The organism is Priestia sp. 53B2, assembly GCF_056099005.1.
Map to the genome: position 1 here is coordinate 211,638 of NZ_JBLZXA010000009.1, position 14,189 is coordinate 225,826.

Below are 14,189 nucleotides of genomic sequence, written 5' to 3' on the forward strand. Positions count from 1 at the left end.
CTTCTCATCTCCCCTGTTGCTTTTAGCGCACACGCCCAATTTCATTTGCCGCTTTATCCATGCTTCTATCGTAAGCTTGCATTATTTTTTGATTTGCCTCAAAAGCTCTGTAAGCCGTTAGTAAATCAGTCATACTTTGAGCAGCATCTACATTGGAACGTTCAACAAATCCTTGCTTTAACTGATAAGAAATGCCTGGGTTATTCCTTGCTGAAGGCAAGGGCTGATTGTTCAGCGTTTCATACAATCCATTCCCTGCCTTTTTAATCGTTTGTAAGTCACTAGCATAAGCAATATTGATTTGTGCAACCTGCTGATTATTTTCCGTTACGTTACCTTGTGAATCAACTGTAAAGTTTTCACTTTTTAGTTGAATTGGTTGATTATTTGTATTTAATATATAAGCTCCGGTAGACGTAGTTAAAAACCCTTCCTGATCTAATGTAAAATTACTGTTTCTTGTATATTGAGGCGTATTATCAGGGCTTTGTACCACAAAAAATAGTCCGCCCTCTTTTGTAGGCATATTTTGCTCCATCAATGCAATATCAGTTGATTGAGACGTTTGCTGAAGATCACCTTGTGTAAAATTTGGAACTGTTTCTTGCATATACACGCCCGTATTAATCGCACCTATGTCTTTTTTGTTCTGAACAGAGATGCTACGGTCAGTGGGTAAATCTTCAGATTCCATTCGCTGCAGCAACATATCAGGAAATGCCTTTAACGTACCTTGATCTGCTTTAAATCCTGGCGTATTAGCATTTGCTATGTTATTCGTTAATAAGTCAGTTTGACGCTGTTGAGACAGCATACCCGCTGCTGCCGTGTAAAACCCTTTAAACATACTTCATCCTCCTTACAAGTAAACGTTGTTCGTTATAGCCAGCTCACAGAGTATGATAGATAAAAGAAGAGACTCCTCTGTATGAAACGAGCCAATAGAGGAGTCTTCATTTATTTAAACAATATTGCGACGAGATAGTTTATCAATATTATCGAGCATAATACCTGTTCCAACAGCTACACAACCCATTGGATTTTCTGCAATTAGCACAGGCACCTTTAATTCTTCCGCTAACAGCTGATCCATACCGTGAAGCAATGCTCCACCGCCAGTTAAAATAACGCCTCTGTCTATAATATCGGCAGAAAGTTCGGGAGGTGTACGCTCTAATACACTTTTCGAAGCTTGTACAATGACGCTGACAGACTCTCTAAGTGCCTCCTCTACTTCTTCAGAATAAACAGTAACCGTACGAGGTAGGCCTGAAACCATGTCTCGCCCTCGAATGTCCAGCTCTTCATTACGAGCTTTAGGAAACACCGTACCAATTTTCACTTTAATTTCTTCTGCTGTACGCTCTCCAATTAAGAGCTTATATTTTTGCTTAATGTACTGCAAAATTTCGGCATCAAAACGATCACCAGCCATCTTAATAGAAGCTGCTGTTACGATATCGCCCATTGAAAGGACAGCCACATCGGTTGTACCTCCACCAATATCTACGACCATATTTCCGCTCGGCTGAAAGATATCCATTCCAGCGCCAATAGCCGCAACTTTTGGTTCTTCTTCCAAATAAATAGTTTTTCCACCGCTCTTTTCAGCAGCTTCGCGAATTGCTTTTTGTTCAACAGAGGTAATATTTGTTGGACAACAAATTAAAATGCGAGGCTTGGATAAAAAACCTTTTACATTTAATTTGTTAATAAAGTGTTTGAGCATAGACTCTGTAATTTCGAAGTCAGCGATAACACCATCTTTTAAGGGACGAATGGCAATAATATTACTGGGCGTTCTTCCTACCATACGCCTCGCTTCTTCCCCTACTGCTAGCACTCTATTTGTATTTTTATCAATCGCCACAACAGACGGTTCATTTAACACAATTCCTTTGCCTTTAACGTGAATTAAGACGTTAGCTGTACCTAAATCGATACCAATGTCTTTTGCTAACATACCTTAAATCCTCCTTCTATTTACATATCTTTGCATGATAACCATTCTTTTTTCCTAATTTACTATTTTATCACAATTTGTATATGTATGTTGTTATTAGCAAAAATATTTATTATATACCTATTTTATCCAAAAAATAAAATGCCCTATACTACCTCTATAAAAAAGGCAATATCGGGCATTTTGTCATTTTACAGTTTCTTCTTCCTTTTTGTACTTTAATTTTGTTGCTTCTCCTCCACGCAAATGCCGAATAGATTTATGATAATCAAGAATTTCTTTTACTTCATTTGCTAACTCAGGATTTATTTCCGGTAGACGCTCTGTTAAATCTTTATGGACAGTACTTTTCGAAACGCCAAATTCTTTCGCAATTACACGAACCGTTTTCTTTGTTTCTACAATATACTTTCCAATCTTGATAGTTCTCTCTTTGATGTAATCGTGCACACTACTCGCCCTCCCCAAATTGGATATGAGAAGTATCCAAGGGAATGTATATATTATCCCTTTTCTAACATTCTCTTTATAGGTTTGTAACAGTTTATTAGCTTGTGTGCAGATATATGCTAGAAAAGTCAGTAAGGACAAGTGATTTCTTATATTTTTTTGAAAATTTAGTGTTTTTTATTTACTTTTTTAACATAATGCATCTCATTTTAGAAAAATTCATAAAAAAAGAAGCTCGGTTTTATCCGGCTTCTTTTCGTATTTATGGTCTTGCATTATGCATTTGGTTTAGAAGTATCTGTTGAAGGTTGTTTTGAATCTTTATCTTCTTTAGTCTTTTCATCAGATGATTTTTCGCTATCCTTTGATTCTTCAGAAGAAGAGTCGTCTTTTGGTTCTGTCACTTCAGCTGCTTTGACTTCTTTGATAGAACTAACAGATTTTCCAAAATAACTGCTTGGATTAATTGCTACACCATCTTTACGAACTTCAAAGTGCACATGTGTTTTTGCTTCTTGGTTATATAAGCTTTTTCCAGCTTTTGCGATCGTTTGGCCTTGTTTAACAATATCTCCTACTTCTACATCAGCTTTCTCAAGAGATTGATACTGTGTTACTAAACCATCTTTGTGATCAATTTCTACTACATAACCTAGTAAAGGATCTTTTGTTGATTTTGTTACTGTGCCGCTAGCTGCTGCTACAACATCAAATGATTTATCTCCCTTAACAGCTAAGTCAACACCTGTGTTTGGATGATACGTATTGTTGTAGAAAACTAGTGCTTCTTCTTGTTGTTTTTCAGATGCTTGATCGTCGTAGAAAGGCTTTTTCACGATAGCTGATGCTTCACTAGCAACTGGCATTTTTAAATTTTCAAGCGAAGCATTTACCTCTACAGCGTCGTCTCGATAAGCCGTACCGTCTTGGCTATAGCCGCTTTTGTCTTCTTTGCTAATATCGTTTCCATTAGCTTGAAACCAAAGGACTGCTGTAAGAATAATTGCTGCACTCGCTAAATAGATAGCCGGGAACACCCAACGCTTTCTAACTAATTTTTGAACTTTCGATTTTGGAGAAGTACGTTTCTTTTCTTCCTCTCTCATATATCATCACCTCAGCAATCAGTCTGAACACAATTGAATGAATATATACACAGCGATAAAAAATTTTTTTCGATTATTTTTCAACAGATGAATCTAAAATATACATTTTATTTAAAAAAAGTGAAAACCATAAAAAAAGACCCTGCTATAAGGGTCTTTGAATTAGCGTTTAGCTGTCAATTGTGCAACAAACTGATCGTTAGGGGTAATCGCAACACCTGTATAATAATGAGTAACAATATCTTTATACGTTTTTCCTTCCAGTGCCATACCATTTGCTCCGTACTGACTCATCCCAATACCATGTCCATATCCTTTTGTGTTGATGATAATTTCATTACCTTTTTTTGTCCAATGAAAGTCGGCTGACGATAAACCCAGTTTTTCCCGAACATCTTTTCCCGACAGTTCTTTACCGTTTATCTTTACGTAATCTACGCGCTGCCCCGGCGTTCTAGAGACGATTTCACCTACTGATCCACTGTTTGTTAATTTCACTCCAAGCCTCTGTTCAAAGCTAGCAACAGACATTACTTTCTGATTTGTAAATTCAGGGGACTTTTTATCCCATGGACTAGCTACACTTTTTAGATAAGGAATAGAATTTTTCCAATACGCTTCTGAATTTTCAGTGTAACCATTGCTGGTAGAAAAGAACGTAGCATTAATTGGCTTATTTTTATACGTAAGAATTTGACCTTGGGTTTCCTTCACTGCTTCTTGAATTTTTTTGATTTTCCAATCATAGTCTTTGTTCCATCTGCTTCTTAGCTCATCTTTATTTAAATATACTTGGTACTCTACGGTATCAGTCACATCCGCTCCTTCGGGAAGATGACTACTTCCATTCATCATAGTTTGCACAATATAGGTTCTGGCTGCCAAACTTTGAGCCTTAAGTGCTTCAAGTTCAAAAGTAGCAGGCATTTCAGCTGCTACTACCCCTACAAGATAGTCTTCGAGCGGCAGTTTTTCTACTTTTTTCGTTTCCGTACGATAAACACTGACGTCAAGAGGAGACGCTGTCACTTTTTGTAGTTTTTCGGTTTTTGGGGTCTGTTTGACATTTTCATGTAGCTTTCCATCTGTCTTTTCAGTAAAAGGAACTACGAGAAGTGTTGGGATGAGTAACACAACGAAAAAAAAGATGACTCCTAGTACGACGATTGGCTTTGCTTGTTTCATGAACGCCTAGCCTCCATATCTATTATTTTGACAAGGAACACCTATATCCTTATATTCCATATGTATGGAGGTGGACAACCTTTTATGACAGCAAACCGGCCATAAGAGTCGTCCAACGACAAAAAAAGCATCTCGCTATGAGATGCTTTTTTTATGACATATTTACTTGACGTCTGAAGCCTGTTGAGTTTGTTCTACTTGCTTTGTTTCGTCATTTACACGTTCAATATCAGCGCCTAAAGCGGCTAATTTATTGTGGAAATTTACATAACCACGATCAAGGTGTTTTAATTCCGTTACACGCGTATAGCCGTCTGCTACAAGTCCTGCTAATGTTAACGCTGCTGCGGCACGAAGATCTGTTGCTGCTACTTCAGCGCCTTGTAGTTGAGAAGGTCCGTTAATAATAACAGAGCGCCCTTCAATTTTAATATCAGCGTTCATGCGGCGAAACTCTTCTACGTGCATAAAGCGGTTCTCAAAAACTGTTTCTGTAATCATACTTGTGCCTTCTGCTGCTAATAATAATGCCATCATTTGAGATTGCATATCCGTAGGGAACCCTGGATGAGGCATTGTTTTAATATCTACTGATTTTAGCTTTTCAGGTCCTACAACACGTAAGCCGTCGCCTTCTTCAGTAATTTCAACACCCATTTCTTCCATTTTAGCAACAAGTGAACTGATGTGCTCTGCTACTGCACCGCGTACAAGTACGTTTCCACCTGTAATAGCTGCTGCTACCATGAATGTTCCAGCTTCGATACGATCTGGAATAATTGCATGTTCTGCACCATATAATTTATTAACACCTTCAATACGGATCGTACCAGTTCCTGCACCGCGAACTTTAGCGCCCATTGCGTTTAAGAAGTTTGCTAAGTCGACAATCTCAGGTTCTTTTGCTACGTTTTCCATAATTGTAGTGCCTTCCGCTAATGCTGCTGCCATCATAATATTTTCTGTGGCGCCTACACTTGGGAAGTCTAAATAAATTTTAGCACCTTTTAGTCTTCCTTCAACTTTTGCATCAATAAAACCATTTCCTACTTGAACTTTAGCACCCATTGCTTCAAAGCCTTTAAGATGCTGATCAATCGGTCTTGATCCAATCGCACATCCGCCAGGTAAAGCTACACGAGCCTCACCTGTACGCGCCAATAAAGGACCCATTACAAGTACTGAAGCGCGCATTTTTCTTACATATTCAAAAGGTGCATCTGTTTTTAACTCTCTTGATGCATCTACAACTACACGATTCGTTTCAAAATCCACTTCTGCATTCAGATGTCTTAAAACTTCGCCAATCGTAAATACATCGGAGAGAGCTGGTACATCATTTAGAATTGTTTTTCCTTCACTAGCTAATAAGGTTGCAGTGATAATAGGTAAAACGGCGTTTTTTGCTCCTTCAACTTTAACTGTACCGCTTAATCTATTTCCACCGCGGACGATGATTTTTTCCAAGGTATTCCCCTCCGCGTCCATTTTCTCTATATTAATATTCAGACGTAATGATAGGTGTGCCAACAACTATGGTTGTTTGACCGCCCATTCTTGTCTTGCGTAATGCAATTTGTAAGTTCATTTCCTGCTTTTTCGTTTGAAGAGCTTCTTTCCACAGTCCAGTATATGCTGAAACAGAGGTAAATGACTCTTCCACTAGAGATTCCACTGGTTTAGCATTGAAAGCTCGTAATAGGTCTTGAATTTCAACAGACAAAACACTTTCCATCTTATCATTGATTTCCCCTGTTGCACAAGAGAAAATTATGGGTTCTGATAGGAAAATTTTTTCATAATTTGTCTGAAATACATTTTGAAAATGGGTCATATTTTTTTCTTTTAAACCTTGTCCCGTTACATGATACGATATGTACGCATTGCTGTGTTCATCGATCGCATAAGTTAACAGAATGACTTCGTTCACATCTTCACTTTTGCGTGTACCTATTGCTTTCCATAGGTCTCTTTCCCTCTTCACTTCCCATTTAAAACCTCTAAAATTACTTTTAATACTTTTAGCTTGTGAATAAAAGGTTTTTTGGTCAGTAACAGCTTTTACTTCTTCTCTTGCATACAACGATACTTCAGTTAACGAAACATGCTGCTTATTTAAGGTGTGAACAATCTTCTCAATAGTAGTTTCATTGTTTTGGGCATTGCTCACATAACTTCCATGATATACGAATAAACCAGTAATGAAAATAGCCAAAAAGACACTAATTTTTTTAAACATTTCGCCACTCCCTCTCCGTACTCATCAGTCTTTCCAGAAGGCGATGATACATACATGAAAAGGGTCGTCATATTTAGACATAGCGACATACATTAGCGTATAAATTCGTATATCTTCAATGAATGAACGTCTATTTTATCATAGACTCATAGCTTGCCAATCATTGAAAAAATGAGGGAATGCGCTGTGACCAAAATAAATAATCCAAAAAGAAATTACTTACTGTTGATGAAATCGTAATGGTCAATAAAATAAGCATTAATTTTGCTTGAAACACATGATTAGGTTTCATCAGCTTTTCAATTTGAAAGCCTTGCAAAGCATACCAAGTAATCACAATAAAAATCAAATGTGAAATCATGGTTAGTAACGTTTGCTGTTCAATTCCTCCAAACAATAAAAGCACTCCTTTTAAACACCATATGAAAAGAAGAGACGATCATCGTCTCTTCTTTTCATATTAAAGCACACTTATGCAAATTCGTAAACGGTAACATGAAAAACATTTATTTTATTCCCTATTTTAGGATTGTTTTCCATTATTGATCAAAATAAAGAAGATGGATGCGCTTAGTTAAATGGAATATGGAATATATAATCATAGATGAATGCTATTTGCTCTTCTCCTTTTGTATAATATAGCAAAAAAGCCCTCTCATTCGTTTGAGAGGGCTTTTTTTAGAACTTACGTTGACTAATATCTAAACGATTGACTGCCCGTTTTAAGGCGATTTCAGCACGTTTAACATCAACGTCGTCTTGTTTGCTATCAAGGCGCATTTCAGCGCGCTTTTTCGCTTCTTCTGCACGAGCTACGTCAATCGCTTCAGCTGTTTCAGCAGCCTGTGCAAGAATTGTTACTTTGTCAGGTCTTACTTCAAGAAATCCTCCGCTAACAGCCACAAGTTCTGTACTGCTTGCTTTCTTCAAGCGGACGGCTCCAATTTGTAAAGGAGCAACCATCGGAATATGTCCATGTAAAATACCAAGCTCACCGCTCTGTGCTCGGGTACTTACCATTTCCACTTCTGATTCGTAAACTGGGCCATCAGGAGTCACTACACTGACATGGATTGTCTTCATTTAAAAAACCTCCTATGTCCCTTAAATTAAACTTCTACTCCCATACGTTTCGCATTTTCGATAACTTCTTCAATGCGGCCAACTAAACGGAACGCATCTTCAGGTAAATGATCGTATTTACCTTCCAAGATCTCTTTAAATCCTTTAACAGTTTCTTTTACAGGAACATAAGAACCTTTTTGACCTGTAAATTGTTCTGCTACGTGGAAGTTTTGAGACAAGAAGAATTGAACGCGACGAGCACGTTGTACAACAAGTTTATCTTCATCAGATAACTCATCCATACCTAGGATTGCAATGATATCTTGTAACTCTTTATAACGCTGTAACGTTTGTTGAACTTGACGCGCAATTGCATAGTGCTCTTCTCCAACAATTTCAGGAGATAAAGCGCGAGATGTAGATGCTAATGGATCTACCGCAGGGTAAATACCCATCTCTGATAATTTACGCTCTAAGTTTGTTGTTGCATCTAAGTGAGCAAATGTTGTCGCTGGAGCTGGATCCGTATAGTCATCAGCTGGTACGTAAATCGCTTGAATCGATGTTACAGAACCTACGCTTGTTGACGTGATACGCTCTTGAAGCTGACCCATTTCTGTCGCTAACGTTGGCTGATAACCTACTGCTGATGGCATACGGCCAAGTAATGCTGATACTTCTGAACCCGCTTGTGTGAAACGGAAGATATTATCGATAAAGAATAATACGTCTTGACCTTGTTCGTCACGGAAGTATTCTGCCATTGTTAATCCTGTTAATGCAACACGTTGACGTGCACCAGGTGGCTCATTCATTTGTCCAAATACCATAGCCGTCTTCTTAATAACACCAGAATCTGTCATTTCATGGTATAAGTCATTACCTTCACGCGTACGCTCACCTACACCAGCGAATACCGAAATACCGCCGTGCTCTTGAGCAATGTTATTGATTAACTCTTGAATTAATACTGTTTTACCTACACCGGCACCACCGAATAGACCGATTTTTCCACCTTTAATGTAAGGAGCTAATAAGTCTACTACTTTAATACCTGTTTCAAGAATTTCAGCTTGTGTAGATAGATTTTCGAACTTTGGTGCTTGACGGTGGATTGGATCACGACGTGCACCTGCATCGATCGGGGCATCTAAGTCGATTTTTTCACCTAATACGTTAAATACACGACCTAACGTAACGTCACCAACTGGTACTGAGATTGCTGCACCTGTATCTTCTACTTCTAATCCACGAACTAAGCCGTCAGTGGATGACATTGCTACTGTACGAACTGTGTTATCACCTAAGTGAATCGCAACTTCTAATGTTAATTCGATTGCAACTTCACTTGCACTGCTCGGTTTATGTGAAATTTTAAGGGCGTTATAAATTGCCGGAAGGTGTCCGTTGTCAAACTTTACGTCTACAACTGGACCCATGATTTGAGTAACGCGTCCTTTTGTCATCGTGTTCCCTCCTAACTTGCTTTTCCATTAAACTTTCTATTCTAACGCTGCTGCTCCGCCAACAATTTCCGTAATTTCCTGGGTAATTGCCGCTTGACGTGCACGGTTATATGACAATGTAAGATTATTGATAAGATCTTTTGCGTTGTCTGTTGCACTTTTCATCGCTGTCATACGAGCAGCATGCTCACTTGCTTTTCCATCAAGCAGGCCGCCGTAAATTAAACTCTCTGCATACTGAGGAAGTAACACTTCTAAAATCTCTTCTTGTGATGGTTCAAATTCATAACCAACCAGTTTACCAGAAGGTTGAAAATCTGTTAGAGGCAATAGCTTCTTCTCCGTCACTTCTTGTGAAATCGTATTGATAAAGTGATTGTAGTATAAGTAAAGTTCATCAAACGTACCGTCTGCAAACATTTGAACTGTTTGTGAAGCGATTCCTTGAATGTCAGCAAAAGCTGGCTGATCTGCTAAGCCTGTGATTTCAAGCAAAACCGGAATACCGCGTTTTACGAAGAAATCTCTCCCTACTCGTCCAATTGCAATCACACCGTATTCATCAGGTGATTGATGGCGTTCTTCAATAGCTTGAGATACTTTTCGCAAAATATTACTGTTATATGCTCCTGCTAGACCGCGATCTGAAGTGATTACGATGTAACCAGTCTTCTTCACGCTGCGCGCAGTTAACATTGGATGTGAAGCGCCTCTGCTGCCTAGGGCTACGCTTGAGACTACCTCTTGAATTTTTTCCATGTATGGAACAAACGATTTTGCATTTTGTTCCGCTCTATTCAGCTTTGCAGCTGAAACCATTTCCATTGCTTTCGTAATCTGGCTCGTTTTTTTCGTCGATGTGATTCGAGTTTGTATATCACGTAATGATGCCAAAGGTTTCACCACCTTGTTTTAGAAGATCACGTGGTATGAAAGGTGAACAAATGTTCACCTTCACCTTATTGAAAGATTGTCTTAACATACCATGCTGACAATATATTATTCAGATGCAATAAATGTTTTCTTGAATTCTTCAAGTGCTGATTCGAATACGCCAGCTTCAGGAAGCCCACCAGTTGTACGGATTGATTCGAGTACTTCTTTACGGTTTGATTCTAACCATGTTAAGTACTCGTCTTCAAAGCGTGTAATATCTGATACTGGAACATCATCTAAGAAGCCTTTTGTTAATGCGTAAAGCACAGCTACTTGTTTTTCTACGCGAAGCGGTTTGTGTAAACCTTGTTTTAAGATTTCAACTGTACGCGCTCCTCGATTTAATTTTGCTTGAGTTGCTTGGTCAAGATCAGAACCGAACTGAGCAAACGATTCAAGCTCACGATAAGATGCAAGGTCTAGACGCAGTGTACCTGCTACCTTTTTCATCGCTTTAATTTGTGCAGATCCCCCTACACGTGATACAGAAAGACCAGCATTAATCGCAGGACGTACGCCTGAGAAGAATAGATCTGACTGTAAGAAAATTTGTCCGTCTGTAATCGAAATTACGTTCGTTGGGATATAAGCAGATACGTCTCCTGCTTGCGTTTCAATAAATGGAAGAGCTGTTAATGAACCTCCACCTTTTGCGTCCGATAACTTTGCCGCACGCTCTAATAAACGAGAGTGCAGGTAGAATACATCCCCTGGATACGCTTCACGACCTGGAGGACGGCGTAATAGTAATGAAAGTTCACGATAAGCTGATGCTTGTTTTGTTAAGTCATCATAAATAACAAGTACGTGCTTACCGTTATACATAAACTCTTCACCCATTGTTACCCCAGCGTATGGCGCTAAGAATAATAGTGGAGCTGGTTGTGAAGCTGATGCTGTTACAACGATTGTGTAATCTAGAGCACCGTGTTTACGTAATGTCTCTACTACGTTACGAACTGTTGATTCTTTTTGGCCAATCGCTACATAGATACATACCATATCTTGATCTTTTTGGTTTAAGATTGTATCGATTGCTACCGATGTTTTACCCGTTTGACGGTCGCCGATAATTAACTCACGCTGTCCACGACCGATCGGCACAAGTGCGTCAATCGCCTTGATACCTGTTTGAAGCGGCTCATGTACTGATTTACGATCCATAACGCCAGGTGCAGCACCTTCAATTGGACGTGTTTTTGTTGTTTCTACTGGGCCTAAGCCGTCTACTGGCTGACCTAATGAGTTAACAACACGACCGATTAACTGCTCCCCTACTGGAACTTCCATGATGCGTCCTGTACGGCGAACTTCGTCACCTTCACGAATTTCCGTATATGGTCCTAAAATAATGATACCTACATTGTTTTCTTCTAAGTTTTGTGCCATTCCCATGACACCATTTGAAAATTCAACCAGTTCTCCAGCCATGACATTGTCGAGGCCATGAGCACGTGCGATACCGTCCCCAACTTGGATAACAGTACCTACATCACTCACTTTAATCTCAGACTGATAGTTTTCAATTTGCTGCTTGATCAGCGCACTAATTTCTTCAGCTTTGATGCTCATGAATTTCACCCCTATCTACGATCTGTGTGCAAGAAGTCCTCGGTGGATCGTTTCTAATTTGCTGCTAATGCTGCCATCATAGATACGATTACCAATGCGAAGCTTCACGCCGCCGATTAGGCTTTTATCTACTATATTTGAAATATTTAACGTATGTTTTCCAACTTTAGAAGCAAATGATTGCGAGATTGCTCTTTTCTCATCTGCACTTAAAGGTTTGACAGAATAAACAGTTGCATCTGCCACGCCACGTACTTCGTTCGCTAGGAAACGATACTCTTGTACCATTTGGCTAACAATTTGAATGCGGTGACGCTCTAATAATAGAAGAACCGTATGTTGAACAGTTGGTGAAAGTTCAGCAAATGCCTCACTTACAAACTGTTTTTTTCGCTCAATTGTAATTTTTGGATGAGTTAATACATCCATTAATTCAGGTGTTTTAGCAAACACCTCTTCAACGATTTGTAGCTGGTCTTGCATTTCATCGATCATCTGTTTTTCTGTTGCTAATTGAAAAAGAGCTAGTGCATAGCGCTTGGCTACAGCTGGTTGACTCATCGTACATCCCCTACTTCTTGGATATATTCATGAATTAACTTCTCTTGATCTTGTTCAGAAAGTTCTTTTTCAATAACTTTCGACGCAATTAAAACAGATAATGAAGCAACTTGCTCACGTAACGCAGCAACTGCTTGATCTTTTTGCTGTTCGATTTCTTGTTTTGCTGCAGCTTTTAGACGCTCAGACTCTTCGCGTGCTGCCGCAATGATTTCTTCTTTTTTATCTTCTGCAGACTTTCTAGCGTTTTCCATCATTACTTGCACTTCTTGACGAGATTGCTTTAAGATTTCACGCTGCTCTTCAACAAGCTTCTTCGCTTCCTCATTTTGCTTTTCTGCTTCATCAATCTCACCGGCAATATGCTCTTCACGTTTTTTCATGATTCCCATTACAGGACCAAACGCGAATTTTTGAAGTAACGCAAGTAGGATAAGGAACATCACTAATTGGAAAAGAATATCTCCACCATTAATGCCTGCTGCTCCTAACACAAACATGTTCGACACGGCCATGTTCACTCCCTTCAGAGACTCCACATATATAATTTACTTATTAAAGACATAAAGTAATGGCGAAGGTTCTTTTGAATGATCTTCGCCACATGTAACACATTATTATTTACCTTGTACCATGAATGCAATAACTACGGCGATAATTGGAAGCGCCTCAACTAAGGCAACCCCAACGAACATCATTGAAGTTAATGTACCACGTGCTTCTGGTTGGCGAGCTGTGCCTTCAATCGTCTTAGAAACGATAAGACCGTTACCAATACCAGCACCTAGTGCCGCTAAACCAATCGCAATTGCAGATGCTATTAAACCCATTTTATAAAGTCCTCCCTTAATATATATGATTTTGTTTAACTAAGTTTTGTTTTGTCCAAATTGGGTATTACTTGAACAAAGCTTTATAAATTAATGGTCGCTACTCACTTTGTGAGATAAATAAACCATCGTTAACATTGTGAAAATGAAGGCCTGAATTGCGCCTACAAAAATACTGAATCCTTGCCATAAAAGCATTGGAATAGCAGCTCCAATTGTACCTAGGAAGCCTGTTGTTGCTAAACCAGCTAGTAAGCTTAACAAAATTTCCCCAGCATAAATATTACCGTAAAGACGAAGGCCAAGCGTTAACGTATTGGCAAACTCCTCGATAATCTTAAGCGGGAATAAAAATGCCATTGGCTTGAAGTAATCTTTCGTGTATGCAGAGAAACCACGCATTTTAATACCATAATAATGTGATAGTACAACTACCATAACGGCTAACGTCAGCGTAATTGCTGGATCAGCGGTTGGCGATTTCCACCATAAGTTATGGTCAATCACGATGGCAAATGGAAGACCCAACATATTTGACACAAAAATGTACATAAGTAAAGTTACACCTAGCGTCAAAAAGCGGCCACCTGTTTTCCAATCCATATTGCTATTAACGAGTCCTTTAACAAAATCTAAGACCCATTCAATAAAGTTTTGTGCACCGCTTGGCTTCATAGCAAGAGTACGAGTACATAAAACTGCAATTAAGAATACAATAACAGAAGCTACGGTAACCATAAGCAAGTTACTTTGACTAAAAGTAAGGCCTAGAAACTCTATAGTTGGTGATTCATGACCCAACTGTGTTCACCTCTC

Annotated in this window: 16 protein-coding genes; all 16 read right to left on the reverse strand. The window is 39.0% G+C overall.

Annotation, left to right across the window (positions count from 1 at the left end):
- Positions 1–22 precede the first annotated feature (22 nt).
- The 16 genes from ACN6NE_RS10280 to atpB all read right to left on the reverse strand — a co-directional run bounded on the left by ACN6NE_RS10280 (position 23) and on the right by atpB (position 14,174).
- Positions 23–847: a flagellar hook-basal body protein gene (locus tag ACN6NE_RS10280; RefSeq protein ID WP_129705449.1), complete on the reverse strand. Its 825-nt coding sequence runs from the start codon at positions 845–847 to the stop codon at positions 23–25.
- 114 nt (positions 848–961) lie between these two features.
- Positions 962–1,963 (reverse strand): rod shape-determining protein, encoded by a 1,002-nt coding sequence (mreB, locus tag ACN6NE_RS10285; RefSeq protein ID WP_013059791.1) that lies wholly within the window; start codon positions 1,961–1,963, stop codon positions 962–964.
- 186 nt (positions 1,964–2,149) lie between these two features.
- Positions 2,150–2,413: a sporulation transcriptional regulator SpoIIID gene (gene spoIIID / locus ACN6NE_RS10290; RefSeq protein WP_013059792.1), complete on the reverse strand. Its 264-nt coding sequence runs from the start codon at positions 2,411–2,413 to the stop codon at positions 2,150–2,152.
- A gap of 275 nt (positions 2,414–2,688) precedes the next feature.
- Entirely contained in the window at positions 2,689–3,519 is an 831-nt protein-coding gene (locus tag ACN6NE_RS10295) for a M23 family metallopeptidase (protein WP_129705451.1), read from the reverse strand.
- Between the two features lie 162 nt (positions 3,520–3,681).
- The gene (gene spoIID, locus ACN6NE_RS10300) at positions 3,682–4,704 is read right to left on the reverse strand and encodes a stage II sporulation protein D (protein ID WP_129705453.1); all 1,023 of its coding nucleotides are present in this window, start codon (positions 4,702–4,704) and stop codon (positions 3,682–3,684) included.
- 162 nt (positions 4,705–4,866) lie between these two features.
- Entirely contained in the window at positions 4,867–6,171 is a 1,305-nt protein-coding gene (gene murA / locus ACN6NE_RS10305) for a UDP-N-acetylglucosamine 1-carboxyvinyltransferase (protein ID WP_013059795.1), read from the reverse strand.
- Between the two features lie 31 nt (positions 6,172–6,202).
- Positions 6,203–6,943, reverse strand: coding sequence for a YwmB family TATA-box binding protein (locus ACN6NE_RS10310; RefSeq protein ID WP_013059796.1), 741 nt, complete (start codon positions 6,941–6,943; stop codon positions 6,203–6,205).
- A 160-nt stretch (positions 6,944–7,103) separates the two neighbouring features.
- Entirely contained in the window at positions 7,104–7,340 is a 237-nt protein-coding gene (locus ACN6NE_RS10315; RefSeq protein ID WP_013059797.1) for a DUF1146 family protein, read from the reverse strand.
- A gap of 281 nt (positions 7,341–7,621) precedes the next feature.
- Positions 7,622–8,026: a F0F1 ATP synthase subunit epsilon gene (locus tag ACN6NE_RS10320; protein WP_028411988.1), complete on the reverse strand. Its 405-nt coding sequence runs from the start codon at positions 8,024–8,026 to the stop codon at positions 7,622–7,624.
- 26 nt (positions 8,027–8,052) lie between these two features.
- Positions 8,053–9,474, reverse strand: coding sequence for a F0F1 ATP synthase subunit beta (atpD, locus tag ACN6NE_RS10325; RefSeq protein WP_013059799.1), 1,422 nt, complete (start codon positions 9,472–9,474; stop codon positions 8,053–8,055).
- 36 nt (positions 9,475–9,510) lie between these two features.
- Positions 9,511–10,368, reverse strand: coding sequence for a F0F1 ATP synthase subunit gamma (locus ACN6NE_RS10330; RefSeq protein ID WP_474325297.1), 858 nt, complete (start codon positions 10,366–10,368; stop codon positions 9,511–9,513).
- A gap of 105 nt (positions 10,369–10,473) precedes the next feature.
- Positions 10,474–11,982 (reverse strand): F0F1 ATP synthase subunit alpha, encoded by a 1,509-nt coding sequence (atpA, locus tag ACN6NE_RS10335; RefSeq protein WP_013085461.1) that lies wholly within the window; start codon positions 11,980–11,982, stop codon positions 10,474–10,476.
- Positions 11,983–11,997: 15 nt separating this feature from the next.
- The gene (locus ACN6NE_RS10340; RefSeq protein WP_013085462.1) at positions 11,998–12,543 is read right to left on the reverse strand and encodes a F0F1 ATP synthase subunit delta; all 546 of its coding nucleotides are present in this window, start codon (positions 12,541–12,543) and stop codon (positions 11,998–12,000) included.
- Positions 12,540–13,058 carry a F0F1 ATP synthase subunit B gene (locus tag ACN6NE_RS10345; RefSeq protein ID WP_013085463.1) on the reverse strand — a complete coding sequence of 173 codons (519 nt, stop codon included), beginning with the start codon at positions 13,056–13,058 and terminating at the stop codon, positions 12,540–12,542. Before ACN6NE_RS10345 ends, ACN6NE_RS10340 begins: the two co-directional genes overlap by 4 nt.
- 102 nt (positions 13,059–13,160) lie before the next feature.
- On the reverse strand, positions 13,161–13,373 hold the full coding sequence (gene atpE / locus ACN6NE_RS10350; RefSeq protein WP_013059804.1) for a F0F1 ATP synthase subunit C: 213 nt from the start codon (positions 13,371–13,373) through the stop codon (positions 13,161–13,163).
- Positions 13,374–13,463: 90 nt separating this feature from the next.
- Complete coding sequence (gene atpB / locus ACN6NE_RS10355; protein WP_013059805.1) at positions 13,464–14,174, reverse strand: F0F1 ATP synthase subunit A; 711 nt, start codon at positions 14,172–14,174, stop codon at positions 13,464–13,466.
- Between the last annotated feature and the right edge of the window lie 15 nt (positions 14,175–14,189).

Coding starts and splice junctions, on each gene's coding strand:
- ACN6NE_RS10280 (WP_129705449.1), bottom strand. CDS start 847: ATGTTTAAAGGGTTTTACACGGCAGCAGCGGGTATGCTGTCTCAACAG.
- mreB (WP_013059791.1), bottom strand. CDS start 1,963: ATGTTAGCAAAAGACATTGGTATCGATTTAGGTACAGCTAACGTCTTA.
- ACN6NE_RS10295 (WP_129705451.1), bottom strand. CDS start 3,519: ATGAGAGAGGAAGAAAAGAAACGTACTTCTCCAAAATCGAAAGTTCAA.
- spoIID (WP_129705453.1), bottom strand. CDS start 4,704: ATGAAACAAGCAAAGCCAATCGTCGTACTAGGAGTCATCTTTTTTTTC.
- ACN6NE_RS10310 (WP_013059796.1), bottom strand. CDS start 6,943: ATGTTTAAAAAAATTAGTGTCTTTTTGGCTATTTTCATTACTGGTTTA.
- ACN6NE_RS10320 (WP_028411988.1), bottom strand. CDS start 8,026: ATGAAGACAATCCATGTCAGTGTAGTGACTCCTGATGGCCCAGTTTAC.
- atpD (WP_013059799.1), bottom strand. CDS start 9,474: ATGACAAAAGGACGCGTTACTCAAATCATGGGTCCAGTTGTAGACGTA.
- atpA (WP_013085461.1), bottom strand. CDS start 11,982: ATGAGCATCAAAGCTGAAGAAATTAGTGCGCTGATCAAGCAGCAAATT.
- ACN6NE_RS10340 (WP_013085462.1), bottom strand. CDS start 12,543: ATGAGTCAACCAGCTGTAGCCAAGCGCTATGCACTAGCTCTTTTTCAA.
- ACN6NE_RS10345 (WP_013085463.1), bottom strand. CDS start 13,058: ATGGCCGTGTCGAACATGTTTGTGTTAGGAGCAGCAGGCATTAATGGT.
- atpE (WP_013059804.1), bottom strand. CDS start 13,373: ATGGGTTTAATAGCATCTGCAATTGCGATTGGTTTAGCGGCACTAGGT.